This is a genomic window from Lachnoclostridium sp. Marseille-P6806 (genome assembly GCF_900625025.1).
GTDB lineage: Bacteria > Bacillota > Clostridia > Lachnospirales > Lachnospiraceae > CAG-791.
In genome coordinates, this window is record NZ_LR130582.1 from 80404 (window position 1) to 106598 (window position 26195).

A 26195-nucleotide genomic window follows, 5' to 3' on the forward strand; every position below is an offset into this window, starting at 1 on the left:
GTGGAAAAATCTGTCGGAAACTATCATAGATCAGATTGGTTTCCTGCGTAAAGAAACTAAAACAACAAAAATCGTTTCGGAATTTTGTGAAAAATGCCCGCAAAAAATGCACCGCCCTGACGGCGGACCGCGGCAGCCCCGACGTTCCGGGCTGTACGCGGCCGGCATCCGGGCGGTGCAGGAAAAATTGGTCTGTGCGGGGAGAAATCAGCTTTCGCAGCTGCGGTCCAGCGCGTTCCGGATATCGCCGATCAGATCGGCCGCATCCTCAAGACCGCAGGAGTAGCGGATGAGATCGGCGCCGATGCCGCAGGCCGCGAGCTCCTCGTCGTTCATCTGCCGGTGCGTTGAGCTCGCCGGGTGCAGGCAGCAGCTCCGCGCGTCGGCGACATGCGTTTCGATGGCGGCGATCTTGAGCTCTCTCATGAAGCTCTCCGCGGCGCTCCGCCCGCCCTTTACGCCGAAAGAGACGACGCCGCAGCTTCCGTCCGGCAGATATTTTTCCGCGAGCGCGTGGTAGGGATCGCCGGGAAGTCCGGGATAGGAGACCCATGCGATGCGGGGATCATTCTGCAGGAACTCCGCCACGGCAAGGGCGTTCTCGCAGTGCCGCTTCATGCGGATATGGAGACTCTCAAGCCCCAGATTCAGGAGGAAAGCGTTCTGCGGGGACTGGATGGCTCCGAAATCCCGCATGAGCTGTGCCACCGCCTTGGTGATGTAGGCGCCCTCTTTTCCGAAGCGCTCGGCGTAGGTGATGCCGTGATAGCTCTCATCCGGCGTGCACAGTCCCGGGAAGCGGTCGGCGTGCTCCAGCCAGTCGAAGCGCCCGGAATCGACAATGGCTCCGCCGACGGCCGCGCCGTGCCCGTCCATGTACTTGGTCGTGGAGTGGGTGACGATATCGGCGCCGAAGAGGAACGGCCTGCAGTTCACCGGCGTGGCAAAGGTGTTGTCGATGATGAGCGGGACGCCGTGGGCGTGAGCCGCCGCCGCGAAGCGCTCAATGTCGAGAACGGTCAGCGCCGGGTTGGCGATGGTCTCGCCGAAGACGGCCTTTGTGTTCGGGCGGAATGCCGCCGCAAGCTCCTCGTCCGTGCAGTCGGGCGGGACAAAGGTGAATTCAATCCCCATTTTGCGCATGGTGACATGGAACAGATTATAGGTTCCGCCGTAGAGCGAGGAGCTTGAGACGATGTGGGAGCCGGCCTCCGCGAGGTTGAATACGGCAAAGAAATTGGCGGCCTGACCGCTGGAGGTCAGCATGGCGGCGCTTCCTCCCTCGAGCTCGGCGATTTTCGCAGCAACCGCGTCGCAGGTGGGATTCTGCAGGCGGGAGTAGAAGTAGCCCGACGCCTCGAGGTCAAAGAGCTTTCCCATGGCCTCGCTGGTCTCATAGCGGAATGTGGTGCTCTGAATGATGGGGATTTCCCGCGGCTCACCGTTCCCCGGATGATAACCGCCCTGTACGCAGCGTGTACCGATTTGCAATTCGTCCGACATAGTGTATGCTCCTTCCTGAGCTGTATTTGATACAGTATAGCAGAACTCCGGGGCAGAGGAACAGACGGTTTTGATGTGAAATGGAATAGAATGTCACCGCACCGGCTGCCGTTGATTTTCCTGCGGATCTGTTCCATGATATCGTTACGGAGGGCCGGGCCGGGTACGGGAGCTCCCCCGGCTGTGTGAAATATCATTTTCACCGGCGCGGAAGCTGCCGCTGCCATGGCGGTATCATTTGTGTTCGGAGCGCGGACAGAGGAAACGGGAGATGCAGAGACATAGAAAAAAAACAGGGATGCCCATTCGTCTCTGGGCGGTGCTGCTCTGGCTTCTTGTGTGGCAGATCGCGGGGACGGCGGCGGGACAGCCGATTTTCTTCGTGACGCCGTCTCGCGTGCTTGCACGCTTTCTGGCGCTTGCGGTCAATCCCGCATTCTGGGGAGCGATCCTGTATTCCTCGCTCCGCATCGTGCTGGGCTTTGTTCTTTCGGCGCTGCTGGGGGGAGGGCTCGCGCTTCTCTCCTCGCGCCAGAGGAGAGCGGAGGAACTGCTTGCCCCGCTCATGCTTGTGATCCGCGCCGTGCCGGTCGTCTCGTTCATTATTCTTGCGCTGATCCTGTTCAGTTCGGAGCGTCTTTCGGTGCTGATCTCGTTTCTGATGGGACTGCCGGTCTTTTATCAGAACACACTGGAGGGAATACGGAGCGCCGATCCGCTGCTGGAGGAGATGGCGGAGCTGTTCCGGATTCCGCCGGGACGCAGGTTCCGTTACATTGTGTTGCCGCAGATTCTTCCGTATTATGAGGCGGCGCTGCTCACGGCGGCGGGCCTTTGCTGGAAAGCGGGGGCGGCTGCAGAGGTCATAGGGATGCCGGATGGCTCGATCGGGGAGCGGCTTCAGCAGGCCAAGGTTTATCTGGAGACGGCGGACCTCTTTGCATGGACGCTGGGGATCATTCTCTGCGCGGTGCTTCTGGAGAAGCTGTCTTTGCAGGTTCTGCGCGCGGCGGGAAGATTTCTCGCCCGCATGCCGTGAGGCGCGATTCCGGTTTGGGTATGTCTTCGGCCTGTCTCCGGTAATCCAGCGGATTCATGCCGGAGTATTCCCGGAACAGACGGGAGAAACGGCCCTGATTGCCGTACCCGCAGGCCGCGGCGATGTCGGAGACCGGTGCGGAGCTGCCGGCGAGGAGTGCGGCGGCATGTTTCAGCCGCTGTTCTTTCCGGTATTCGGAAATGGATTTGCCGTAGACTTTTGAAAAATAGCTTTTTATGCTGGACTCGCTGAGACCGTAGGCTTCTGCCATGGACCGCACAGAAATATGTGAGCTGATGTCACGCTCGATGAGGGAACAGACGGATTTTGCGATATCGTTCTGTTTTTTTGCGAGAAAACCGCTGACCAGTTCGGTCAATTCCTGACCGCTCTGCATGAGATAGAGAATTTTCAGGATATTCAGCCTGGTGAGCGCGGTCTGTCCGTGACCCCGGATATACAGCTCCAGCCACAGACTTTGCATCGCCCGGCCGCAGGTTCCGAGATAGAAGTCGGAGGAAGCGTTGTATTTTTCCGTCAGCGCTTTCCACTCTATGCCGAATATGCCGAGTGTGCGCTGCGTCTCGGCGCTTACGCTTATCATGGAGGGGACGATCAGAATTTCAAAGCCAAGATAATATCCGGAGGGATAGACGAAGCCGCCGGAGACTCTGGCGGATCCGAAAGACAGGCAGCCGTTCCGGAGGCAGTTGAAGCGGCCGCCGCAGAGAGAAAACTCGCAGCTTCCCTCGATGCAGTAATTGAGGAGAATGACCTTCTCATCAGAAAATACCGGCCATATCGGAACGGAGAGCGCGTGCACCTCACGCAGCAGGACATAGAAGCCGGGTAGGAACGGATAAGCGGTTATTTCATAATAACCGTGCTCCGCCTCATACCGGCAGCTTCCGCCTTTCTTCCAATTTATTTTCCAGTCCTTTTTTATTTCCCAGTCCTTTTCCCGGCAGCTCATGGTTTTTTCGTTCATGGCATCGGCGTGATTTTTCCCCGGCTCCGCTGTCAGAATGTCCTTTTCTGTCAGAATGTCATGGATTCCCATCAATAGTTAGCGTAAAATAACTCGCGGTAAATGGCAAGACTTTCGGCAATATTCAGGTAAATATCCGGGCAATTTGTTCCGACAGGCTGCGCAGGAAGTCAAAGGGGAAAAGAGAAATGGTGGCTTTATCAAAGGTGAGAGACGGTGAAGAGGGCGTCATCATGGATGTATCCGGTGATAAACGGTATCTTTCAAGGATCATGTCCGTGGGATTGAACATCGGATGCAGAGTAAAGATGCTTCAGAATATAAAGTGCAGGCCGCTGCTGGTGTATGGGAGAGACACGATGATCGCTCTGAACCGGGAAGAGGCGGAGCATATCAAAGTGGAGGTGCGGGCCTGATGGAAAAGCTGATCACAATCGCTCTGCTGGGGCAGCCGAATTCGGGGAAGTCGACGATTTTCAACACATTGACGAGGATGCGTCAGCATGTGGGAAACTGGCCGGGAAAGACGGTGGAGAAGAAAGAGGGCTTTTTTGTCCGGAACGGGGTCCGTTACCGCGTCACGGATCTTCCCGGCTCGTACTGTCTGTCCGCCAATTCGGATGAGGAGATCGTCACAAGGAATTATATTGCGCAGAATGATCTGGATCTGGTCTGTGTGCTCGCCGATGCGTCGCAGCTCGAGAGGAGCATGTACATGCTGGCTGATTTTGCAGGTATCCGCACGCCGGCGGTTCTGCTTCTGACCATGATGGATGTGGCGCAGGCGCAGGGAAAATGCATCGATACAGACGTGCTGTCCGACCGGCTCGGGATCCCCGTGCTTGGCCTCAACGCATCCGATGAAAAAGCCTACGACGGCCTCAAAGAGCTGCTGGAGCGGGCGGCCGCAGAGGGGAAAACACTCGCTGCCTCGAAGCTCTGGACCGCCATGGAGGAGGGCGAAAAGGGGGAGGAGTTCGAGGCGTGTCTGCGCCTTGCAGAGCGCATCACGACCGAGCGGCTCCCGGCCTGCTGGCTTGCCGGCAAAATGCTGGAAGAGGATGCCTCGGTGCTCCGCCGTCTGAAAGAAGCGGGTGCGGAAGCCGTCCGCCCGGACGGGAGAGGCGCCCTGTATGTCAGCGGCATCCGTTTTGACTGGATCGGGGAGCTGCTGGACGGCGTCGTGACGCAGGAAAGGAATGAGGATAAAATCCTCAGCCGCTTTGACCGGATCGCGATCGGTCCGCGAAGCGGCCCGTGGCTGGCGTTCGGCATGTCGGTCGCCGCGCTGCTGGGCGCGATGATCGTTGCCGCGCCGCTCATGGGTCTCGGGAGCGCGATTCCGCTGCTCCTCAATCCGCTGCTCGACCGAACGCTCGGCCCGGCGGGGGTATCGGCGGGGACGATTCATTTTGTAAAGGCGACGCTTGTCACGGCGCTCGGATGGGTTGTCGCCATGACCGGCTTTGTTTTTGCAATGAGCTTTGTGATGGGCGTTCTGGAGGAGGTCGGATATATGGCGAGAGTATCCTACGTGTTTGACCGCTCCATGAGCCGGATCGGGCTGCAGGGCAAGGCGATCATGCCGATGTTCATGGGACTGGGCTGCACCATGGGGAGCGCCTCGGGCGCAAGGGTGATCGATTCGTACGGGCAGAAAATTCTCACCATCGCCGTCGCGTGGGCCGTGCCCTGCGGCGCGACGTTCGTCGTGATCCCGACGCTCGCGAACGCTTTTTTCGGCGGCGTGGGCGGCGTGCTCGTCATGCTGCTCATCTTTGCCGTCATGTTTCTGCATATCATCGTGACGGCAAAAATATTCGGGCGCCGGCTCAATCCGGCAAAGCAGAGAACCGGTATCATCATGGAGCTGCCGCCGTATCACCGGCCCAGACTGGGCTTTATTTTCAGAAATTCGCTCATGCGCATGTGGGATGTGTTCCGGAGAGCGTTTTCGGTGGAAATCGTTGTGTGCGTTATTTTCTACCTCCTCAGCGCTTCGCCGTCGGGGATTGAGGGGAGCATCCTGTATAAGGCGGGGATATGGATCGAGCCAGTATCGCGCTTTTTCGGCATGGGCTGGCAGACGTTCATGTCCTTTGCGGCGGCGACGGTTTCCAAGGAGGCCGTGCTGGGCGTGCTCTCGGCGATTTTTGCGAACAGCGGAAGCGTGATCGACACGACGATGGGACTCACGGGAGCCTCCGACAGCGTGGCGCAGATCGCGGCCTCGATGATCCCGAGAGCGGAAGCGCTGGCGTTCATCGTTGCCGTTACATTCAATATTCCCTGCCTGCAGGCGGTGGTTTCCACGTATCATGAAACGCACTCCGCAAAGTGGACGGCGAAGATCGGGACCTATTATGTGGCGTCTGCGCTGCTTCTGTCCTGTCTGACCTATCACATTGCCGGCCTGTTTATGTGAGTGCGGCCGCTTTTTTCGGACTGTGCCGCCGTGCTCTGTGCGGGCTGCGAGTGTGCGGACGCTGCCGCTGCAGGATGCGGATGTATTTCTTTTCGGAATTGCGTTACAATAGTCGGGAGCACAGCGTGCCGGAGACCGGCGCGGCGGTGCCCGGCTTTTTTATTCCCGCGAGCAATGAGCCGGACGAGCGTATCTGCGCGTTTACCCGGTAAGTGCCGCGAAACATCGGATGATCCGCTCTGCGCATGGACGGCGGCGCGGAATGTAGGGAGGGGCTGTGCCGGCATGATCTGCAGTCAGCTGGTGAAAAGATACGGCGGAATGGACGTGCTGCGCGGCTTTACCGCCGAATTTCCCGAGGGGAGAACGACTGCGGTTATGGCGGCCTCCGGGGCGGGGAAAACAACGCTGCTCCGGATTCTGGCGGGGCTTGAGAAGCCGGACGGCGGCGAGCTGCGCGGCCTCTCCGGGAGACGTCTTTCGATGGTGTTTCAGGAGGACAGACTGTGTATGGGTCTTGGCGCTTCCGCCAACATCCGCCTCGCGAATCCGGGACTTACGCGGCAGGAGCTGCGGGAGGCGCTTGCTGCGGTGGGACTCCCGGCAGACGAGAGGCCGGTGAGCGAATACTCCGGCGGGATGCGGCGGAGGGCAGCCATTCTCCGCGCGGTGCTCTTTGACGGGGATCTGCTGCTTCTCGACGAGCCGTTCCGCGGACTGGACCGGGACACGAGGCAGAAGGCGGTTGATTATATTACCGCGAAATGGAAAGGACGGACCGTGATTCTTGTTACGCACGACCCAGAGGAGCCGCGGCTGATGGGAGCGGATTCCGTGATCGATATGACAGAGCACGAACGCGTATGGCATAAGGGGGAGGGACAGCTTTGATCGGAGACAGACTGAAACGACGCATTGGCGTCATGCGGGAGCTGATGAAGAGACTGGATCAGACCGAACTCGGACTGAAATACCGCAGCGGGGGAAGAATGGATTTTCTCACCTCTTTTAACTGCGATATGCTCATGTACGTGCTTTTTCTGTCCGGAAGCGACGGCCGTGTGAATGAGAAAGAGGCATCTGTCATCCGGCGCTATCTGGGCTACGGCGTCACGGCGGAGAGTCTGGAGAGCTACATTGAGGAACACCGCCTTTCGGTGGACAGCTTCACACTGGAGACGCCGCTCACTTTGCAGGGGCTCTGCCATGCGGACCGTGCGATCCGCGCGGAGCGCTATGAAAAGGAGCGGCTGGGAGAGGACGGAGGGCAGGACTATATTCCGGCCAGCATCATACTGCGCGAAATTTATCACGATCTGGGTGAGGCGGTCGTGTACAGCGATGAAAGCGTGGACGAATCCGAAAACAGGGATTATACTACGTTTCTGGCGCAGGTGGACGAATATATTCTGGATGCGCTCAATATGACAGAGGAAGAGCTGCGCGCGGGACAGGAGTTTCTCCTCCACGACGACGCGCGGGATGACTGACGGGAACAGAGGACAGAAAAATGAAAATACTGATTGCCGGGGACGGCAAGGTCGGCTCCACGCTGACAAAGCAGCTGTCGCGGGAGGGCTATGATCTCACGCTGATCGATCCGGATGAACAGGCTCTTGAGAATACCATGGAGCAGTTTGACGTGATCACCGTGCGGGGCAACGGAGCGACTATGGAAACGCTCCGGGCGGCCGGCGTCGAGGATGCGGAGATTCTGATTGCCGTCACCGGCAAGGACGAGGTGAACCTCCTGTGCTGCATGACGGCGCATGCCATGAACCCGAGACTCCACACCATCGCGAGGATCCGCAACCCCGAGTACGCGGAGCAGGCCTACATGATGCGCTCGAGCTTTGCGCTGTCGCTGATCGTCAATCCGGAGAAGCAGGCGGCGCATGAGATCGAGCGTCTTCTGCGCTACCCCGGAACGCTTAAATGCGATATGTTTGCCAAGGGACGGGTCGAGATCGTGGAGCTTCGGATCGCCGGGAACAGCGTGCTGTGCAATGTTCCCCTCAGCCGTCTGGAAAGCATTACGGGGGTGCGCGTTCTGGTCTGCGCCGTGCTCCGTGGGGGACGTATGATCGCGCCCGATGGAAATTTTGTGCTGATGGAGGACGACAGCATCTTTATCACGGCCACCACGGATACGCTGGCGGGGCTGCTCCGGAGCATCGGCATGCCGGGGCGCAGGGTCCGCAGCGTTCTGATCGCCGGCGGAGGCAGGCTCAGCTATTATCTTGCGCAGCGGCTGTGCAAGTCGGGAATTTCCGTCGAGATCATTGAAAATGATGAGGAGCGCTGCTGTGAGCTGACGGGGCTTCTCCCGGATGCCACCATTGTGAAGGGGGACGCCAGTAAGCCGGCCTTTCTTGAAAACGAGGGGCTTGAGGAGGCGGACGCGCTCGTCACGCTGACCGGCCTCGATGAACTGAACATTCTGATTTCTCTTTACGGCCATAAGAAGAACGTGCCGCAGGTCATCACCAAGGTGGGGCGCTTCGACTATGCGACGGTGCTTGACGATCTCCCGGTGGGCAGCGTTATCAGTCCGAAAGAGCTGTGCGGCAGCAGCATCGTCCGCTATGTCCGCGCCATGCACAATCAACAGGGGGCGGCGGTCACCATCCACAAGATTGCCAATGATCAGGCGGAGGCCATCGAATTTATTGCGGACGAAACGACGCGTCATCTGAACACCCCGCTGAAAGACATTTCTCTTAAGAAAAATATTCTGATCGCCAGCATTACAAATGGAATGAAAACCGTGATTCCGGGCGGCTCCTCGAGTTTCGGCCCGGGGGATTCGGTGGTGGTGGTCTGCAATGGGGATACCGTGCTGTATTCTCTGAATGATATCTTTGTCGATTGACGGCGCGCCGCGGTACGTGAGAGGGAGATTTTCCGGTTATGAATTTCAAGCTGATGGGCCGTATCATCGCCTATATTCTGGCAATCGAAGCGGTGTTCATGGTTCCGGCCGAGTTTGTGGCCCTGTATTTTCACGAGTATCCGGCGGCGAAAGCGCTGACGCTCACGATGGTGATTCTGCTGACGGCTGTCGGAGCCCTGTTTCTTGCGACCCGCGGGACGTCCCGGAAGTTTCATGCCAAGGACGGGCTGGTCTGCGTGGGCGTGGGCTGGATCCTCCTCTCCGCGTTCGGGGCGCTGCCGTTTGTGATCTCCGGGGAGATCCCGAACTACATTGACGCGCTGTTCGAGACGGTGTCGGGCTTCACGACGACAGGCGCCTCGATCCTGACGGATGTCGAGGCAATGTCGCACGGTCTGCTCTACTGGCGGAGCTTCACGCACTGGGTCGGCGGCATGGGCGTGCTGGTCTTCATGCTGGCCATCGTGCCGCTCAGCGGCCGGAACAGCGGCTTTACGCTGCATCTGCTCCGCGCAGAATCTCCGGGACCCAATGTGGGAAAAATCGTTCCGAGAATGCGGGAGACGGCGGAGATCCTCTATATTATTTATATCGTCCTGACCGTCCTCGACGTTGTGCTTCTGCTGGCGGGAGGCATGCCGGTCTTTGATGCGGTCTGTACGGCGTTCGGCACGGCGGGAACCGGCGGCTTCGGAATACGGGGGGACAGCATCGCCTCGTACAGCCCCTATCTGCAGGGCGTGTGCACGGTGTTCATGATCCTTTTCGGCGTGAATTTCACCTGCTATTATCTTCTGCTCCGGCGGGAGTGGAGAGAGGTGCTGCGGGACGAGGAGCTGCGCTGCTATGTGGTGATCATTCTGGCGTCGATCGCGCTGATCACATGGAATGTGCACGGCTCCTTTGACAGCCTCCTCTCGGCGGGACATCACGCCGCGTTCACCGTAGCCAGCATCATCACGACGACCGGCTTTGCCACAAAGGATTTCAGCCAGTGGCCGACCTTTTCCAAGGCGATACTTCTCTTCCTGATGTTTGTGGGCGCCTGTGCGGGCAGCACGGGCGGCGGGATAAAGGTGTCCCGCGTGCTGCTTCTGTTCAAGGGGCTGCGCCGCAACATTCATCAGGTGCTTCACCCGCAGCGGATGCAGTCGATCCGCGTGAACCGGCAGAACATGAGCGAGCAGGTCATGGCGAACACGAACGCCTATCTCTCGGCCTATGTCGTTATTCTGATTCTGAGCTTTCTTGTGATTTCGCTGGAATCGGACTTCTCGTTCGAGTCGAATTTCTCGGCGGTGATGTGTACGTTCAACAACATCGGTCCGGGGCTGGATCAGGTTGGCCCGGCCTCCAACTTCCACGCATACGGCGTGCTGTCGAAGCTGGTGCTGATCGGGGACATGCTGCTCGGACGTCTGGAAATCTTCCCGATTCTCGTGCTGTTTTCTAAGAGCACGTGGCGCAGGCTCAAGTGAGCGGAAAGACGATTACTATGCAGTATGATTATCTGATTGTGGGAGCCGGGCTCTTCGGCGCGGTTTTTGCACGGGAAAAGAAAAAGCAGGGCAGGAGCTGTCTGGTCATCGACCGGAGGGAGCATATCGCCGGCAACATTTACACCGAGGAGCGGAATGGAATCCATGTGCACCGCTACGGCGCGCATATTTTCCATACGTCGGACAAAGAGGTCTGGGATTACGTCAGACAGTTCGCCGTCTTCAATCACTATGTCAACGCGCCGGTTGCGCGGTGGAAGACGGAGCTTTACAATCTTCCGTTCAATATGAACACTTTTTCGCGCATGTGGAATATCCAGACGCCGGCGGAGGCGCAGGCCATCATCGACGCGCAGAGAAACGAGGAGAGGAAGCGCATCGCGGGCGGCGCTGCGGGCTATGAGCCCCGGAATCTCGAGGAGCAGGCGCTGCTTCTTGCAGGGCGCGATATTTACGAAAAGCTGATCCGCGGCTATACGGAGAAACAGTGGGGGAGACCCTGTACGGAGCTGCCGGCTTTTATTATCCGGAGGCTCCCGTTCCGCATGATCTATGACAACAATTATTTCAATGATCTGTATCAGGGGATTCCGATCGGCGGCTACACGGCGATGGTGGAGAGGATGCTGGAGGGGATCCCGGTCAGGCTCGGCGTCGATTTTCACACGGCGGCGGAGGAGCTCTCCGGGGAGGAAACGCCAGACGGCGCTTTGCAGAGTGCGGGCGCGGCCGCCGGGTGGCGCATCGGCGAAGACACGTTCCGCCGTCTGGTATATACGGGGACGATCGACGCGTTTTTCGATTTCTGCTTCGGCCCGCTCGAATACCGGTCGCTCCGCTTTGAGACGGAGGAGCTGCCGGGCACGGACAATTATCAGGGAAACGCCGTTGTGAACTATACGGAGCGCGAGGTCCCGTTCACGAGGATCATCGAGCACAAATTTTTTGAGTTCGGAAAAGATTCCCGCACGGGGGAGGCGATTCCCGGCACGGTCATCACCCGGGAATACCCCGCGGCGTGGCGGCCGGGAGAGGAACCCTACTATCCCGTCAACAGCGAGCGGAACGATGCGCTCTTCGCGCGCTACCGAGAGCTCGCCGGGGAGAGGAAAAACGTCCTGTTTGGCGGACGGCTGGGGCAGTACCGCTACTATGATATGGACAAGGTGATCCGCGCCGCACTGACGGCGGCCCGGCAGGATGGCCCGAGGTGCGCCCCGGACGGCTCTTTTCCGCGGAAAACTTCTTGACGGGAGTGGAGGAACTGTGCTAAAGTGGCTCATGTGGAGCCGGACGGCTCTTTTGTTTTGCGTGAAACCGCGAGCAATTTATCACTGCATGGAGGACAATAGAATGCGTACCAAAATCACTCTTGCCTGCACTGAGTGCAAGCGCCGCAACTACGATATGACCAAAGAGAAGAAGAATCATCCGGAGCGGATGGAAACCATGAAGTACTGCAGATTCTGCAGAAAGCACACTCTTCATAAGGAAACGAAGTAATTCTGGTTCCGGAAGGAGATCACATGGCTAAAGTCGATAGTAAGGCCGGCGAGTCCAAAGTCAGGGAATTTGCGAAAGGCGTAAAGGCGCAGTTCCGCAGAATCATCTGGCCCTCGAAGGATACCATCTGGAAACAGCTTGCTGCGGTGCTGACCGTCAGCGTCATTGCCGGACTTCTTATAGTGCTGATCGATTTCGGCTCCCAGAAACTGATCGACTACCTTCTGAGCATCTGAGAGGAAACTGCAGTCAGTCAGATTCAGTAGAGGAGAGCAGGATCAATGGCGGATAAAAAAACGGGAAAGACAGCCGGGGTTCGCGTGAAAGCGGGCGTTCTCCCCGAGGTGAGGGAGATCAGGCGTCCGGATTTCACAAAGAAAGCGGCGGATATTGAAAAGGCGGAGGCAGAGCGCGTTCTGACGCAGGGGGAGGAGACTCCCGCTGTCCGCGAGGAGGCCGAGGGAGAGGAGACGCTCGATGCGTCGGCGGTGACGACCGAGGCGAAGTGGTATGTTGCGCATACCTATTCCGGCTACGAGAACAAGGTCATGGCCAATCTTCTCACAACGATCCAGAATCGTCATCTGGAAGATCAGATCTTTGAAGTCATGATTCCGATGCAGGATGTGATCGAGGTGAAAAACGGCCTTAAAAAGGCGGTGCCGAAGAAGATGTTCCCGGGCTATGTTCTGGTCAGGATGATCATGAACAACGACACGTGGTACGTCGTCCGGAACACGCGGGGGGTCACGGGCTTTGTCGGGCCGGGAAGCAAGCCGGTTCCGCTGTCCGAGAACGAGATGAAGCCCCTCGGCATCCGCACGCAGAATGTCACGGTTGATTTTGAGATCGGCGATATGGTTGCGGTGGTCGCGGGTGTCTGGAAGGATACGACCGGCGTCGTGCAGAAAATCGATTACGGCAAGCAGACGGCGACGATCAACGTCGAGCTCTTCGGGAGAGAGACGCCGGTCGAGATCAGCTTTGCCGAGGTGCGCAGAACCAATTAACGGTATCGGAGCGTCCGCCGCTTTGGGGATGCTTTTGCATACACGGGCAGCTTCTGCCCGGAAACGTGGGAGCGGCGCAGGCCGCGCTTGACCACATAAATGCGTGGGAGCAGCCCTCTGGGCTGCGCATGACCACAGAGGAGGAAATTCATGGCCAAAAAAGTAACAGGTTACATCAAACTGCAGATCGCAGCCGGCAAAGCGACTCCTGCGCCGCCGGTAGGACCTGCTCTCGGACAGCACGGCGTTAACATCGTCGAGTTTACGAAGCAGTTCAATGCGAAGACCGCAAACATGGGAGACACCATCATTCCCGTTGTTATCACGGTCTATGCAGACAGAAGCTTCAGCTTCATTACCAAGACTCCGCCGGCAGCGGTTCTTCTGAAGAAAGCCGCCAATATCCAGAAAGCGTCCGGAGCTCCGAACAAGGATAAGGTCGCCAAGGTGACCAGAGCTCAGGTCAAAGAGATCGCTGAGACGAAGATGCCGGATCTCAACGCCGCATCCATCGAGGCAGCGATGAGCATGGTCGCCGGCACGGCAAGGTCCATGGGCATCGAAGTCGTCGACTGAGCGCCGCACAGGACCGGAAACGTGGGAGGCTGCAGGAAGCCAATGACCACGAATGGAGGAGACAGATAATGAAACGTGGAAAGAAATATCAGGAAGCGGCAAAGCTTGTCGACCGCACCAGACTTTATGAAATCGAAGAGGCCGTGCCCGTTCTGAAAAAGACGGCTGTGGCAAAGTTTGATGAGACCATCGAGCTCAACATCCGCACAAGCTGTGACGGACGTCATGCGGATCAGGCGATCCGCGGCGCGGTCGTCCTGCCTCACGGAACCGGCAAGACCGTCCGGGTTCTCGTTTTCGCCAAGGGCATCAAGGCGGATGAGGCGCAGGCTGCGGGAGCGGACTTCGTCGGCGGTGAGGAGCTGATCCCGAGGATCCAGAACGAGGGCTGGCTTGATTTTGACGTTGTCGTCGCGACCCCGGACATGATGGGCGTGGTCGGCCGTCTCGGTAAGGTGCTCGGCCCGAAAGGACTTATGCCGAACCCGAAAGCCGGAACGGTCACGATGGATGTTACCAAGGCCGTCAATGATATCAAGGCAGGTAAGATTGAGTACAGACTGGACAAGGCGAACATCGTTCATGTTCCGATCGGCAAGGCGTCGTTCACGGAGGAGCAGCTCGTCGACAACTACAACGCTCTGATGGCGGCAATCGCAAAGGCGAAGCCGTCCACCGTCAAGGGCCAGTATCTGAAGAGCATCTCGATTGCGTCCACCATGGGGCCTGGCCTCAAGCTGGTCTGCAACAAGTATTGATTGCCGCCCGCTCCGGCGGGAACTGACATCATGCACAGATATTCAGGAGGCGTCCGCAGGACCTAAATGATCCTGCGGGTGTCTTTTGCGTGCGGCGGAATATCGTGTTAAGATTTCCTTATGAAATTCAAGAGCCGCCGGCAGACAGAATATTATTATGATGAGGATGAGGACGAGAGGCTTCCCGTCCGGGAAAGAGATGGGCATTTTTCTTCCCGGAACCGTGGGAACGCCTCCCGGAGCAGCCCTCTGCGCACGTCGGGCAGGGAAGCGGCGGGCCGGCGGCGGGAGCGGAACACGTCCCGTCCGGTGCAGAGCTTTTTTGCTGCGCTCGCGCTGTTTCTGGGCGCGGGGTTTCTGTTCCTTTTTGCCGGCGCGTGGATCCGGAGCGCGGATGCGAGAGCGGGCGGCGCCGGGGTGATCCCCGCGGTGATTGAGGAGCTGATCCCCGAGTCGGTTCAGAAAGCCGTATCCGGAGAAGCGGGGGACGCGCTGCCGGAGGGGGAACAGGTCGCCGGGGAAGACCCTGCGGCGCCCTTTGTCGCATCGGAAAGCATTTCATACATTTCACCGGGGCATTATCTGCTGCGGGAGACGCAGGCGCCGGATCTTGTGACCTTTTCCTTTGCCGGAGACATTCTGTTCGACGAGCGTTACGCCCCGGCGGCCTTTGCCCTCCAGAACGGCGGAGACATCACGGCGTCCTTTGATGCGGCGTCGCTCGCCGTGATGCGCACGGCGGACGTCATGTTTGTGAACAACGAGTTTCCGTACAGCGACCGCGGTGAGCCGACGGAGGGAAAGGCCTATACATTCCGGGCGTCGCCGGCCCGCGCCCGCTGGCTGTCTGCGCTCGGCGTCGATCTGACGGGGCTTGCGAACAATCATGCCTATGATTACGGCGAGGCGGCGTTTCTTGACACGCTTGACACGCTGGATGAGGCGGGCATCCTCCGCGTGGGAGGCGGGCGCAACCTCGAGGAGGCGTGCCGCCCCTGTGTCTTTGAGGCGGGCGGCTTCCGGATCGCGGTGATCAATGCCACGCAGATCGAACGACTCGACAATCCCGATACCAGGGGGGCGGGAGAGGATACGCCGGGAGTATTCCGCTGCTTTGATGATACGAGGCTTCTTGAGGTGATCCGCCGCAGCGGGGAGGAGGCCGATTTTGTCATCGTGACGATTCACTGGGGGACGGAGAGCACCCATGAGGCGGACTGGCTGCAGACGAGCCGGATACAGGCGATGGCGGAGGCCGGCGCGGATCTGGTGGTGGGGGCTCACCCGCATGTGCTTCAGGGGATCGATTATGCCGGCGATATGCCGGTGGTGTACAGTCTCGGCAACTATCTGTTTTCCTCTTATACAACAGATACGGGAATACTGCAGGTGACGTTCCGGCCGTCGCAGAAGCGGATGACGCAGCTCCGCTTTGTGCCGATGCTGCAGAGCGGCTGCCGGGTCGCGGCGCTGGACGGCGGAGAGAAAGCGCGGGTTCTGGAGGAACTGAGAAGCTGGTCCCCGAACGCGTCCGTGGACGGAGACGGAATCATCACAAAGCGGTGAAAAGGAGCAGACGCGGGGCGGCAGAATCTTCAGGCGGAATGCGCGGATGAATGCAGAATGCAGGAAATCCGCATTCACGCATTGACAGTCTGTGTGTCCTGTGGTATTGTTCCATATGTTGGCCGAAGACAGCAGGTGCCGCAAGGCATAAGTTCCGCGAGGACGCCTGCCGAGGAAAGAGAGATAAGACCTTATCGCCTCCTGTCTTTTGGGACAGGGGGCTTTTTTCGGACCTCTTTCGGCAGAATTCTGATAAGGAGGTAAAGTAATGGCAAAGGTAGAAGAAAAGCAGCCCGTCGTTAAGGAAATTGCAGAACGTGTGGGCGGCGCGCAGTCTGTTGTGCTGGTAGACCACAGAGGTCTCACCGTCGCGCAGGATACGGAACTTCGTAAGGCTCTTCGCGCCGAGGGGATCAGCTACAAGGTCTACAAGAACACCATGATGACCCTTGCGTTCAAGGGCACGGAGTTCGAAGGCCTCGGCGAGTTCCTCGCAGGCCCGAGCGCAATGGCGGTTTCCAAGACGGATGCGACTGCTCCGGCGAGAATTCTTGCGAATTTCGCAAAGAAAGCTCCCAAGCTGGAGATCAAGGGCGGTATTGTCGAGGGTTCCGTGATGGACGCGGCGGGGATCGGTCAGGTCGCGAGCATCCCGTCCAGAGAAGAACTCCTCTCTAAGTTCCTTGGAAGCATCCAGTCGCCTGTGACGAATTTTGCCCGCGTGATCAAACAGATCGCGGAGAAGAATTCGGACGGGAGTGAAGCTCCTGCGGCAGAGGCCCCTGCCGAAGAAGCGCCCGCGGCGGAGGCGTAAGCGCTGCAGCCGGTCCGTGTGCGAGGAGAATGCAGGGTAAGCTTCTAAAACAGAAATTTTGTGAAAATTATTTATGGAGGTAAATTAAAATGGCTAAGATGTCCACTCAGGAAATTATTGATGTGATCAAGGAGCTTTCCGTTCTGGAGCTGAATGATCTTGTGAAAGCCTGCGAGGAAGAGTTCGGTGTTTCCGCTGCGGCCGGTGTTGTTGTTGCGGCTGCCGGTGCGGGCGCTGCGGTTGAGGAAGAGAAGACCGAGTTCAATGTTGAGCTGACCGAGGTCGGCCCGAACAAGGTCAAGGTGATCAAGGTTGTCCGTGAGATCACCGGACTTGGCCTGAAAGAGGCAAAGGATCTGGTTGACGGCGCTCCGAAGATGGTCAAGGAGGGCGCGACCAAGGAAGAGGCTGAGGAGATTCAGAAGAAGATCGAGGCTGAGGGCGCAAAGGTTACTCTTAAGTAATCGGCTTTCAAATAATCGGCTTTCTGCGGATTCGGAATGACATTGGGGCGGTGCGGCGGAATTTTCGCTGCGCCGCCTTTCTTCATTCGCTTTTTATCATTCCGCGCTTTTCTCCAGCCGGACTTTTCTTCATTCAGCGGAAAGTGCTTGACGTACATAGTTGCTCTGCGGTAAAATGTCTCTCGCATATCCTCGGAGTTACTATGCGCTTTTTTGCGTGCAACGTTTTCCGAAAAGGCATAAAAAGGCAGAAAAGCGGGCTTTACGGTCCTGCGGTTTCTGTCCCGGACGGGCTTTGTCCGGCCCGTGAGCTTCGGCGGATCTGCAATGCGGCGTGTTATTCTAAGAAAATCGGGGTGAAAAGATGGATAAAAACAGGATGCGTCCAATCAGCACAGGAAAGGGCGTTCGCATGAGCTTCTCCCGCCAGAAGGAAGTTCAGGAAATGCCCAATCTGATTGAGATCCAGCGGTCTTCGTACCAGTGGTTTCTCGAGCAGGGACTTCAGGAGGCGTTCGACGACATCAGTCCCATCGAAGATTTCAGCGGACATCTGAGCCTGTCCTTCGTCAGCTACAAGCTGTGTGAGGACGAGAAGAAATATTCCATTGAGAAGTGCAAGGAGCGCGACGCCACCTACGCGGCGCCGCTCAAGGTCAAAGTGCGCCTGTACGACAAGGACAATGCGCAGGAGCTCAAGGAACAGGAAATTTTCATGGGCGATATGCCCATCATGACCCGCACCGGCACCTTTGTTATCAACGGTGCGGAGCGTGTCATCGTCTCCCAGCTCGTCCGTTCCCCCGGTATTTATTACAATATTGATAAGGACAAATTCGGCAAAAAGCTGTTCTCCTGCACGGTGATCCCGAACCGGGGAGCGTGGCTGGAGTATGAGACGGACGCCAATGATATCTTCTGGGTGCGCGTCGACCGCACGAGAAAGGTGCCGATCACGGTTCTGATCCGTGCGCTCGGCTTCGGAACCGATGAGGAAATTCTCGACCTCTTCGGAGAAGAGCCCAAGCTCATGAATTCTCTGGCAAAGGATCCCTCGGACAGCTATGAGAACGGTCTTCTCGAGCTGTATAAGAAGATCCGCCCGGGCGAGCCCCTCTCGGTGGAGAGCGCGGACAGCCTGATCAATGCGCTCCTGTTCGATCCTCGGCGCTATGATCTTGCAAGGGTGGGACGCTATAAATTCAATAAGAAGCTCGCGCTTCACAACCGCATCAAGGATCATGTCCTCGCGGAGGATGTGGTGGATACGGCGAACGGCGAGATCCTCGGCAGCGCCGGCGAAACCGTCACGAAAGAAATGGCCGACGCGATTCAGAACGCGGCGGTTCCCTATGTCTGGCTCCGGGGCGAGGAGAGAAATATCAAGGTGCTGTCCAATCTGATGGTGGATATCACTCACTTTGTGGACTGCGACCCTGAGGAACTCGGGATCAGCGAGCAGGTCTACTATCCCGCGCTGCGCGAAATCCTGATCCGCTATCAGGACAACGAGGATCCGGAGGCCCTTGCCGATGCGATCCGCAAGAGCGTTCACGAGCTGGTGCCGAAGCACATCACCAAGGAGGACATCCTCGCGTCCATCAACTACAATATGCACCTTGAGTACGAGGTGGGGAGCGATGACGATATCGACCATCTGGGCAACCGTCGCATCCGCGCGGTCGGAGAGCTGCTGCAGAATCAGTACCGCATCGGCCTCTCCCGTCTCGAGAGAGTGGTGCGCGAGCGCATGACCACGCACGATCCGAATCAGGATCTTACGCCTCAGTCGCTCATCAATATCAAGCCGGTGCAGGCGGCGGTCAAGGAGTTCTTCGGCTCCTCCCAGCTCTCTCAGTTCATGGATCAGAACAACCCGCTCGGCGAGCTGACGCATAAGCGCCGCCTCTCCGCGCTCGGTCCCGGCGGCCTGTCCCGTGACCGCGCGGGCTTTGAGGTCCGTGACGTTCACTATACGCATTACGGGCGGATGTGCCCCATTGAGACGCCTGAGGGACCGAACATCGGTCTGATCAACTCGCTGGCCTGCTATGCCCGCATCAATCAGTACGGCTTTGTGGAGGCCCCCTACCGCATCGTGGATCGCACGGATCCTGAGAATCCGCGCGTCACCGACGAGGTTGTCTACATGACCGCGGACGAGGAGGACAATTACCACGTGGCGCAGGCTTCGGCGAAGCTCGACGATGAGGGACATTTCATCGAGAGAACTGTATCGGGGCGTTACCTGACGGAGACCTCGCAGTATCCGAAGTCGATGTTTGAATATATGGACGTCTCACCGAAGATGATCTTCTCGGTCGCGACGGCCCTGATTCCGTTCCTGCAGTCGGACGACCCGACCCGCGCGCTGATGGGCTCCAACATGCAGCGGCAGGCGGTTCCGCTTCTTACGACCGAGTCCCCTGTCGTGGGAACCGGCATTGAAGTCAAGGCGGCGGTAGACTCCGGCGTCTGCATTGTGGCGGAGAAAGACGGCACGGCGGAGATGGTGGACGGCACCATGATCCGCGCGAAGTATGATGACGGGACGAAGGAGGAGCTGCACCTTACCAAGTTTGCCCGCAGCAACCAGAGCAACTGCTATAACCAGAGACCGATCATCTCCACCGGCGAGCATTTCAAGGCGGGACAGGTGCTGGCGGACGGTCCCTCGACCAGCGGCGGCGAACTCGGCCTCGGCAAGAACCCGCTTATCGGCTTCATGACATGGGAGGGCTACAATTACGAGGATGCCGTTCTGCTCAGCGAGAGGCTGGTCAAGGACGATGTCTATACCTCGGTGCACATCGAGGAGTACGAAGCGGAATCGCGGGACACCAAGCTCGGACCGGAGGAGATCACGCGCGATGTCCCCGGAGTCGGAGAGGATGCGCTCAAGGATCTGGACGAGCAGGGCATCATCCGCGTCGGTGCAGAGGTCCGCGCCGGTGATATTCTTGTCGGCAAGGTCACGCCCAAGGGCGAGACGGAGCTCACGGCGGAGGAGCGGCTTCTGCGCGCGATCTTCGGAGAAAAGGCGAGAGAAGTCCGCGATACCTCACTCAAAGTGCCGCACGGCGAGTACGGCATCGTCGTGGATACCAAGGTGTTCACGAGAGAAAACGGCGATGAGCTTCCGCCCGGCGTGAATCAGGCGGTTCGCATCTACATCGCCCAGAAGAGAAAGATTTCCGTCGGCGACAAGATGGCAGGGCGTCACGGCAACAAGGGCGTCGTGTCCCGCGTGATGCCGGTGGAGGACATGCCGTATCTTCCGAACGGAAGACCGCTTGACATCGTGTTGAACCCGCTGGGCGTGCCGTCCCGTATGAATATCGGGCAGGTGCTGGAGATTCATCTCTCACTGGCGTCGGCGGCTCTTGGCTTCAAGGTTTCCACGCCGGTGTTCGACGGAGCGTCCGAGGAGGATATTCAGGATCTTCTGAACATGGCGAACGATTACGTCAACAATTCCTACGGAGACGAGGGCTGGAAGTCCTTTGTCAATAAGTGGGGAGCGCAGGCGGGCCCCGAGGTGATCGATTATCTCTGGGAAAACCGGGATCACAGGGCGGTCTGGAAAGGCGTGCCGCTTGACAGAAGCGGCAAGGTGGCGGTCCGCGACGGCCGCACGGGCGAGCTGTTCGACGGCCCGGTTACGGTAGGGCACATGCACTATCTGAAGCTCCATCATCTGGTGGACGACAAGATTCATGCCCGCTCCACCGGCCCCTACTCTCTGGTCACGCAGCAGCCTCTGGGCGGCAAGGCGCAGTTCGGCGGACAGCGCTTCGGAGAGATGGAGGTCTGGGCGCTCGAGGCCTACGGCGCAGCCTATACGCTGCAGGAGATTCTCACGGTCAAGTCGGACGACGTGATCGGCCGTGTCAAGACCTACGAGGCGATCATCAAGGGAGAGAACGTCCCCGAGGCGGGAATCCCCGAGTCGTTCAAGGTGCTTCTGAAAGAGCTGCAGGCGCTGGCGCTCGATGTCCGCGTCCTCAAGGACGACGGCTCCGAGGTGGAGATCGCCGAGAACATTGATTACGGCGGAGATTCCGAGTACGCCCGCGAGATGCAGAATAATTTCCGCGATTACGGCAGCTACGACGACCGCGAGGCGTCGCAGAACGGCTTTGCCAGCAAGGAGTTTGACGAGAGCGGCGAGCTGCAGGACAGCGAGCCCGCGGAGACGGAGGATGCTCCGGAGTACGCGGACGAAGACACCGTGGATAATGAGCAGTAAGAAATGTGAGGATAAGTATGCCTAATAGACAGCAGAATTATCAGCCGATGACGTTCGACGCCATTCAGATCGGTCTCGCTTCCCCCGAGAAGATCCGCGAGTGGTCCCACGGGGAGGTGACCAAGCCTGAGACGATCAATTACAGGACCCTGAAGCCCGAAAAGGACGGTCTTTTCTGTGAAAAAATCTTCGGGCCCAGCAAGGACTGGGAGTGCCACTGCGGCAAGTACAAGAAGATCCGCTACAAGGGCGTCGTCTGCGACCGCTGCGGCGTCGAGGTCACAAAGTCCAGCGTGCGCCGTGAGAGAATGGGCCACATCGAGCTGGCGGCCCCGGTTTCCCATATCTGGTATTTCAAGGGAATTCCGAGCCGGATGGGGCTGATTCTGGATCTTTCTCCCCGGATTCTCGAGAAAGTCCTGTACTTCGCCTCTTATATCGTGCTCGACAAGGGAGATACGGATCTGGAATATAAGCAGGTGCTTTCCGAGAGAGAGTATCTGGATGCCCGCGACAAGTGGGGGACAAAATTCCGCGCCGGCATGGGGGCGGAGGCAGTCAAGGAGCTCCTGATGGCGATCGACGTCGAGAAAGAGCACGACGAGCTCCTTGTGGAGATGCAGGAGGCGACCGGACAGAAGAAAGCCCGCATCATCAAGAGATTTGAGGTGGTGGAGGCGTTCCGCGAGTCCGGGAACGAGCCGAGCTGGATGGTGCTGGACTGCGTTCCGGTCATTCCTCCGGACCTGCGCCCCATGGTGCAGCTTGACGGCGGCCGTTTTGCGACCTCCGATCTCAATGATCTGTACAGAAGAATCATCAACCGTAACAACCGTCTGAAACGGCTGCTGGAGCTGGGCGCGCCGGACATCATCGTCCGCAATGAAAAGCGCATGCTGCAGGAGGCGGTCGACGCGCTGATCGACAACGGCAGAAGAGGCCGCCCCGTCACCGGACCCGGCAACCGGGCGCTGAAATCCCTGTCCGATATGCTCAAGGGAAAGAACGGCCGCTTCCGCCAGAACCTGCTCGGAAAGCGTGTTGACTATTCCGGCCGTTCCGTTATCGTCAACGGCCCGGAGCTCAAGATCTATCAGTGCGGTCTGCCGAAAGAGATGGCAATCGAGCTGTTCAAGCCCTTCGTGATGAAGGAGCTGGAGCAGCGCGGCCTCTCGCAGAATATCAAGAACGCCAAGAAGCTGGTCGAGAGACTCGATCCGGTTGTCTGGGATATTCTCGAGGATGTCATCAAGGAGCACCCGGTCATGCTGAACCGCGCTCCCACACTGCACCGCCTCGGTATTCAGGCGTTTGAACCGACGCTGGTGGAGGGCAAGGCGATCAAGCTTCATCCGCTCGTGTGTACGGCGTTCAACGCGGACTTTGACGGCGACCAGATGGCCGTTCATCTTCCGCTCTCGGTGGAGGCGCAGGCGGAGTGCCGTTTCCTGCTCCTGTCTCCGAACAACCTGCTCAAGCCCTCGGACGGCGGCCCGGTCGCGGTTCCCTCACAGGACATGGTGCTCGGCATCTATTATCTGACGCAGGAGCGCGAGGGGGTCATCGGAACCGGCAAATATTTCCGCAGCATGAACGAGGCGATTCTCGCCTATGAGAACAAGGAATGCACGCTCCACAGCCGCATCCACATCCGCGTGAGCAAGAAGAACGCGGCCGGCGAGACGGTCACCGGGACGGTGGAATCCACGCTGGGACGCTTCCTCTTCAACGAGATTATCCCGCAGGATCTGGGCTTTGTGGATCGCTCCGATCCGGAGAACCTGCTTAAGCCCGAGGTGGACTTCATCGTCACCAAGAAGCAGCTCAAGAAGATACTGCAGGCGATCATCGACACGCACGGCACGTTCAAGACGGCGGAGGTTCTTGACCTCATCAAGGCGATGGGCTACGGCTATTCCACGAAAGCGGCGATGACCGTATCGATTGCGGACATCATCGTTCCCTCAAAGAAGCAGGAGCTTCTGGACAGAGGGCAGGATACCGTCGACCAGATCACGAAGAACTTCCGGAGAGGCCTTATCACGGAGGAGGAGCGCTACCGCGCGGTCGTTTCGACATGGACCGAGATCGACAACGAGCTCACCGACGTGCTGCTGAAGTCTCTCGACAAGTACAACAATATTTATATGATGGCGGACTCCGGAGCCCGCGGCTCCAACCAGCAGATCAAGCAGCTTGCGGGCATGCGCGGACTGATGGCGGACACGCAGGGACGCACCATCGAGCTGCCGATCAAGTCCAATTTCCGTGAGGGCCTTGACACGCTGGAATACTTTATGTCGGCGCACGGAGCCCGCAAGGGTCTGTCCGACACCGCGCTCCGCACGGCCGACTCCGGGTATCTCACCCGCCGGATGGTCGATGTCTCGCAGGAGAACATCATCCGCGAGCAGGACTGCGCGGAGGGCAGGGATGTCATTCCGGGAATGACGGTCTCCGCATTCATGGACGGCCGCGAGATGATCGAGAGCCTCAAGGACCGCATTACCGGCCGCTATTCCTGTGAGGATATCCGCGACCGGGACGGCAACATCCTTGTGAAGAAGAACCACATGATCACGCCCAGCCGGGCAAAGGCGATTCTTTCCGTCGGCGTCGATGAAAAGGGCGGGCCTGTCGAGAGCGTGAAGATCCGCACCATTCTGACATGCCGCTCGCATATGGGAATCTGCGCGAAGTGCTACGGCGCCAACATGGCGACTGGCGAACCGGTACAGGTCGGCGAGGCGGTCGGTATCATTGCGGCGCAGTCCATCGGCGAGCCCGGCACACAGCTCACGATGAGAACGTTCCACACCGGCGGCGTCGCGGGCGGCGATATCACACAGGGTCTTCCCCGTGTCGAGGAACTGTTTGAGGCGAGAAAGCCGAAAGGACTCGCGATCATTGCGGAGTTCGGCGGCACGGTGCAGGTCATCGACAACAAGAAGAGCCGCGAGGTCGTCGTCACCAACGACGAGACCGGGGAATCCAAGAATTATCCGATCCCCTACGGCTCCCGCATCAAGGCGGTGGGCGGCAGCACCATCGAGGCCGGCGACGAGCTGACCGAGGGCTCCGTCAATCCCCATGATCTTCTCAAGATCAAGGGCGTGCGTGCCGTTCAGAACTATCTGCTCCGCGAGGTGCAGAGAGTGTACCGTCTGCAGGGCGTTGACATCTGCGACAAGCACGTCGAGGTGATTGTCCGCCAGATGCTCAAGAAAGTACGCATCGAGGTGCAGGGAGATTCCTCGTTCATGCCGGGAAGCCTCATCGATGTTCTGGATTTTGAGGATGTCAATGAGAAGCTGGTTTCCGAGGGCAGGGCGCCTGCGGAGGGCAAGCAGATCATTCTCGGCATCACGAAAGCGGCGCTTGCAACCAACTCGTTCCTGTCGGCGGCCTCGTTCCAGGAGACTACCAAGGTTCTGACCGATGCGGCGATTCACGGCAAGGTCGATCCGCTGATCGGCCTCAAGGAGAACGTTATCATCGGCAAGCTGATTCCTGCGGGAACCGGGATGAAGCGCTACCGCAGCACGCGGCTTTCCACCGACGCCATGATGGACGCGATGCTGGAGGCGGCGGCAAACGGAATCCCGGAGGACGGGGGGATCCCGAACGACGACCCGAATGCGCAGGAGCCGGCGGAGGAGAACGGAGAGCCCGTCGCTGCGGCTGCAGCGTCCGGCGAGCCGGAGGAAGCGTGAAGAAAGCGCGAAAGTGGAAATCTTTCGTTGACAAGTGCATAAGACGTTTCTATAATAGTATGGTGTGGCTTTGCGGTCACACCGTATTATTTATCATAAAAGAAGGAGGTGAATATAGAATGCCAACATTTAACCAGTTAGTCAGAAAGGGACGCGAGACATCTGCGAAGAAGTCCGCGGCGCCGGCGCTGCAGAAAGGCTTCAACTCTCTGCACAAGAAAGCGATCGACGTCAGCGCTCCGCAGAAGCGCGGTGTCTGCACCGCGGTCAAGACCGCTACCCCGAAAAAGCCTAACTCCGCACTTCGCAAGATCGCCAGAGTGCGCCTCTCCAACGGAATAGAAGTGACTTCCTACATTCCGGGCGAGGGACACAATCTGCAGGAGCACTCTGTGGTTCTGATCAGAGGCGGAAGAGTTAAAGACCTGCCCGGCACCAGATACCACATCATTCGCGGAACTCTGGATACTGCCGGCGTTGCCAACAGAAAGCAGGCTCGTTCCAAGTATGGCGCAAAGAGACCGAAAGCTGGTAAGTGATAGTTATTCGTGATTGAACCATGCCGAGTGTTGGAATTCTATTTTGACAGTAATTAGTTATAAGTAGGAGTCGACACGAACACGCTATTCATTCGTGAGTACCTGTGAATTATCCAGACGATGAAATCGTATGATAAGGAGGGAAGTAACGTGCCACGTAAAGGACATGTACAGAAAAGAGAAATTTTAGCAGACCCCTTATACAACAACGCAGTCGTTACCAAGCTGATCAACACCGTCATGCTTGACGGTAAAAAGTCTGTGGCGCAGAAGATTGTGTATGGAGCGTTTGCTAAGGTAGAAAGCAAGGCAGGCAAGCCTGCAACGGAGATCTTCGAGGGGGCCATGAACAACATCATGCCCGTTCTCGAGGTCAAGGCGAGACGTATCGGCGGCGCGACCTATCAGGTTCCGATCGAGGTGAGACCGGAAAGAAGACAGGCGCTGGCGCTCCGCTGGCTGGTCGATTTCTCACGCAAGCGCGGCGAGAAGACCATGGAGGACAGACTGGCAGGCGAGCTTCTCGATGCGTTCAACAACACGGGCGCTTCCGTCAAGAGAAAAGAAGACATGCATAAGATGGCCGAGGCAAACAGGGCGTTCTCTCATTACAGATTCTGATTATGGGGATCTGAAAGGAGCAGAGCCTGCGAAAG

23 protein-coding genes and 1 other annotated feature are annotated in these 26195 nt (G+C 58.3%); of the genes, 21 read left to right on the top strand and 2 right to left on the bottom strand.

Annotated features, from left to right (window positions below; all coding sequences use genetic code 11):
• Positions 1-207 precede the first annotated feature (207 nt).
• The gene (locus E0E20_RS10460; protein WP_130838150.1) at positions 208-1503 is read right to left on the bottom strand and encodes an O-acetylhomoserine aminocarboxypropyltransferase/cysteine synthase family protein; all 1296 of its coding nucleotides are present in this window, start codon (positions 1501-1503) and stop codon (positions 208-210) included.
• 271 nt (positions 1504-1774) lie between these two features.
• Between E0E20_RS10460 and E0E20_RS10465 the strand changes: the two genes are divergently transcribed.
• Positions 1775-2542, top strand: a complete 768-nt coding sequence (locus E0E20_RS10465; RefSeq protein WP_130838151.1) for an ABC transporter permease — start codon at positions 1775-1777, stop codon at positions 2540-2542.
• On the opposite strand, the gene E0E20_RS10470 is transcribed toward E0E20_RS10465, so the two are convergent.
• Complete coding sequence (locus E0E20_RS10470; protein WP_130838152.1) at positions 2460-3602, bottom strand: helix-turn-helix transcriptional regulator; 1143 nt, start codon at positions 3600-3602, stop codon at positions 2460-2462. The genes E0E20_RS10465 and E0E20_RS10470 overlap by 83 nt on opposite strands.
• 116 nt (positions 3603-3718) lie before the next feature.
• On the opposite strand from E0E20_RS10470, the gene E0E20_RS10475 reads away from it, so the two are divergent.
• From E0E20_RS10475 to rpsG, 20 genes are all read left to right on the top strand, one after another.
• Entirely contained in the window at positions 3719-3946 is a 228-nt protein-coding gene (locus tag E0E20_RS10475; RefSeq protein ID WP_130838153.1) for a FeoA family protein, read from the top strand.
• Positions 3946-5955 (top strand): ferrous iron transport protein B, encoded by a 2010-nt coding sequence (gene feoB / locus E0E20_RS10480; RefSeq protein WP_130838154.1) that lies wholly within the window; start codon positions 3946-3948, stop codon positions 5953-5955. Before E0E20_RS10475 ends, feoB begins: the two co-directional genes overlap by 1 nt.
• A gap of 80 nt (positions 5956-6035) precedes the next feature.
• Entirely contained in the window at positions 6036-6167 is a 132-nt protein-coding gene (locus tag E0E20_RS14355) for a hypothetical protein (RefSeq protein WP_278045073.1), read from the top strand.
• 73 nt (positions 6168-6240) lie between these two features.
• Entirely contained in the window at positions 6241-6846 is a 606-nt protein-coding gene (locus E0E20_RS10485; protein WP_130838155.1) for an ATP-binding cassette domain-containing protein, read from the top strand.
• Positions 6843-7445 carry a hypothetical protein gene (locus E0E20_RS10490; protein ID WP_130838156.1) on the top strand — a complete coding sequence of 201 codons (603 nt, stop codon included), beginning with the start codon at positions 6843-6845 and terminating at the stop codon, positions 7443-7445. The genes E0E20_RS10485 and E0E20_RS10490 overlap by 4 nt, the downstream gene beginning before the upstream one ends.
• A gap of 20 nt (positions 7446-7465) precedes the next feature.
• Entirely contained in the window at positions 7466-8827 is a 1362-nt protein-coding gene (gene trkA / locus E0E20_RS10495; RefSeq protein ID WP_130838157.1) for a Trk system potassium transporter TrkA, read from the top strand.
• Between the two features lie 38 nt (positions 8828-8865).
• The gene (locus tag E0E20_RS10500) at positions 8866-10326 is read left to right on the top strand and encodes a TrkH family potassium uptake protein (RefSeq protein ID WP_130838158.1); all 1461 of its coding nucleotides are present in this window, start codon (positions 8866-8868) and stop codon (positions 10324-10326) included.
• Between the two features lie 17 nt (positions 10327-10343).
• Complete coding sequence (gene glf, locus E0E20_RS10505; RefSeq protein WP_130838183.1) at positions 10344-11597, top strand: UDP-galactopyranose mutase; 1254 nt, start codon at positions 10344-10346, stop codon at positions 11595-11597.
• 88 nt (positions 11598-11685) lie between these two features.
• Positions 11686-11850, top strand: a complete 165-nt coding sequence (gene rpmG / locus E0E20_RS10510) for a 50S ribosomal protein L33 (RefSeq protein WP_278045075.1) — start codon at positions 11686-11688, stop codon at positions 11848-11850.
• Positions 11851-11873: 23 nt separating this feature from the next.
• Positions 11874-12086 carry a preprotein translocase subunit SecE gene (gene secE, locus E0E20_RS10515; protein WP_130838160.1) on the top strand — a complete coding sequence of 71 codons (213 nt, stop codon included), beginning with the start codon at positions 11874-11876 and terminating at the stop codon, positions 12084-12086.
• 252 nt (positions 12087-12338) lie between these two features.
• Entirely contained in the window at positions 12339-12860 is a 522-nt protein-coding gene (gene nusG / locus E0E20_RS14260) for a transcription termination/antitermination protein NusG (RefSeq protein WP_278045076.1), read from the top strand.
• 150 nt (positions 12861-13010) lie between these two features.
• The gene (rplK, locus tag E0E20_RS10525) at positions 13011-13436 is read left to right on the top strand and encodes a 50S ribosomal protein L11 (protein ID WP_130838162.1); all 426 of its coding nucleotides are present in this window, start codon (positions 13011-13013) and stop codon (positions 13434-13436) included.
• 68 nt (positions 13437-13504) lie between these two features.
• The gene (gene rplA / locus E0E20_RS10530) at positions 13505-14194 is read left to right on the top strand and encodes a 50S ribosomal protein L1 (protein WP_130838163.1); all 690 of its coding nucleotides are present in this window, start codon (positions 13505-13507) and stop codon (positions 14192-14194) included.
• A gap of 120 nt (positions 14195-14314) precedes the next feature.
• Positions 14315-15760: a CapA family protein gene (locus E0E20_RS10535; protein ID WP_130838164.1), complete on the top strand. Its 1446-nt coding sequence runs from the start codon at positions 14315-14317 to the stop codon at positions 15758-15760.
• 104 nt (positions 15761-15864) lie between these two features.
• Positions 15865-15997, top strand: a sequence feature (ribosomal protein L10 leader region).
• Between the two features lie 31 nt (positions 15998-16028).
• The gene (gene rplJ, locus E0E20_RS10540) at positions 16029-16574 is read left to right on the top strand and encodes a 50S ribosomal protein L10 (RefSeq protein WP_130838165.1); all 546 of its coding nucleotides are present in this window, start codon (positions 16029-16031) and stop codon (positions 16572-16574) included.
• A gap of 98 nt (positions 16575-16672) precedes the next feature.
• On the top strand, positions 16673-17038 hold the full coding sequence (gene rplL, locus E0E20_RS10545; RefSeq protein ID WP_207302860.1) for a 50S ribosomal protein L7/L12: 366 nt from the start codon (positions 16673-16675) through the stop codon (positions 17036-17038).
• Positions 17039-17402: 364 nt separating this feature from the next.
• Positions 17403-21287 (top strand): DNA-directed RNA polymerase subunit beta, encoded by a 3885-nt coding sequence (rpoB, locus tag E0E20_RS10550; RefSeq protein WP_130838167.1) that lies wholly within the window; start codon positions 17403-17405, stop codon positions 21285-21287.
• 17 nt (positions 21288-21304) lie between these two features.
• A complete protein-coding gene (gene rpoC, locus E0E20_RS10555; RefSeq protein ID WP_130838168.1) occupies positions 21305-25000 on the top strand; it encodes a DNA-directed RNA polymerase subunit beta' in 3696 nt (1231 codons plus the stop codon).
• A gap of 119 nt (positions 25001-25119) precedes the next feature.
• Positions 25120-25539, top strand: coding sequence for a 30S ribosomal protein S12 (gene rpsL, locus E0E20_RS10560; protein ID WP_130838169.1), 420 nt, complete (start codon positions 25120-25122; stop codon positions 25537-25539).
• Between the two features lie 150 nt (positions 25540-25689).
• The gene (gene rpsG / locus E0E20_RS10565; protein WP_207302856.1) at positions 25690-26160 is read left to right on the top strand and encodes a 30S ribosomal protein S7; all 471 of its coding nucleotides are present in this window, start codon (positions 25690-25692) and stop codon (positions 26158-26160) included.
• Positions 26161-26195: the final 35 nt, after the last annotated feature.

Coding starts and splice junctions, on each gene's coding strand:
- rplK (WP_130838162.1), top strand. CDS start 13,011: ATGGCCAAAAAAGTAACAGGTTACATCAAACTGCAGATCGCAGCCGGC.
- E0E20_RS10535 (WP_130838164.1), top strand. CDS start 14,315: ATGAAATTCAAGAGCCGCCGGCAGACAGAATATTATTATGATGAGGAT.
- E0E20_RS10475 (WP_130838153.1), top strand. CDS start 3,719: ATGGTGGCTTTATCAAAGGTGAGAGACGGTGAAGAGGGCGTCATCATG.
- E0E20_RS10500 (WP_130838158.1), top strand. CDS start 8,866: ATGAATTTCAAGCTGATGGGCCGTATCATCGCCTATATTCTGGCAATC.
- rplA (WP_130838163.1), top strand. CDS start 13,505: ATGAAACGTGGAAAGAAATATCAGGAAGCGGCAAAGCTTGTCGACCGC.
- E0E20_RS10465 (WP_130838151.1), top strand. CDS start 1,775: ATGCAGAGACATAGAAAAAAAACAGGGATGCCCATTCGTCTCTGGGCG.
- rpmG (WP_278045075.1), top strand. CDS start 11,686: ATGGAGGACAATAGAATGCGTACCAAAATCACTCTTGCCTGCACTGAG.
- E0E20_RS14355 (WP_278045073.1), top strand. CDS start 6,036: ATGTATTTCTTTTCGGAATTGCGTTACAATAGTCGGGAGCACAGCGTG.
- E0E20_RS10470 (WP_130838152.1), bottom strand. CDS start 3,602: ATGGGAATCCATGACATTCTGACAGAAAAGGACATTCTGACAGCGGAG.
- rpoB (WP_130838167.1), top strand. CDS start 17,403: ATGGATAAAAACAGGATGCGTCCAATCAGCACAGGAAAGGGCGTTCGC.
- rpsL (WP_130838169.1), top strand. CDS start 25,120: ATGCCAACATTTAACCAGTTAGTCAGAAAGGGACGCGAGACATCTGCG.
- feoB (WP_130838154.1), top strand. CDS start 3,946: ATGGAAAAGCTGATCACAATCGCTCTGCTGGGGCAGCCGAATTCGGGG.
- rplL (WP_207302860.1), top strand. CDS start 16,673: ATGTCCACTCAGGAAATTATTGATGTGATCAAGGAGCTTTCCGTTCTG.
- trkA (WP_130838157.1), top strand. CDS start 7,466: ATGAAAATACTGATTGCCGGGGACGGCAAGGTCGGCTCCACGCTGACA.
- E0E20_RS10460 (WP_130838150.1), bottom strand. CDS start 1,503: ATGTCGGACGAATTGCAAATCGGTACACGCTGCGTACAGGGCGGTTAT.
- E0E20_RS10485 (WP_130838155.1), top strand. CDS start 6,241: ATGATCTGCAGTCAGCTGGTGAAAAGATACGGCGGAATGGACGTGCTG.
- rplJ (WP_130838165.1), top strand. CDS start 16,029: ATGGCAAAGGTAGAAGAAAAGCAGCCCGTCGTTAAGGAAATTGCAGAA.
- glf (WP_130838183.1), top strand. CDS start 10,344: ATGCAGTATGATTATCTGATTGTGGGAGCCGGGCTCTTCGGCGCGGTT.
- secE (WP_130838160.1), top strand. CDS start 11,874: ATGGCTAAAGTCGATAGTAAGGCCGGCGAGTCCAAAGTCAGGGAATTT.
- rpoC (WP_130838168.1), top strand. CDS start 21,305: ATGCCTAATAGACAGCAGAATTATCAGCCGATGACGTTCGACGCCATT.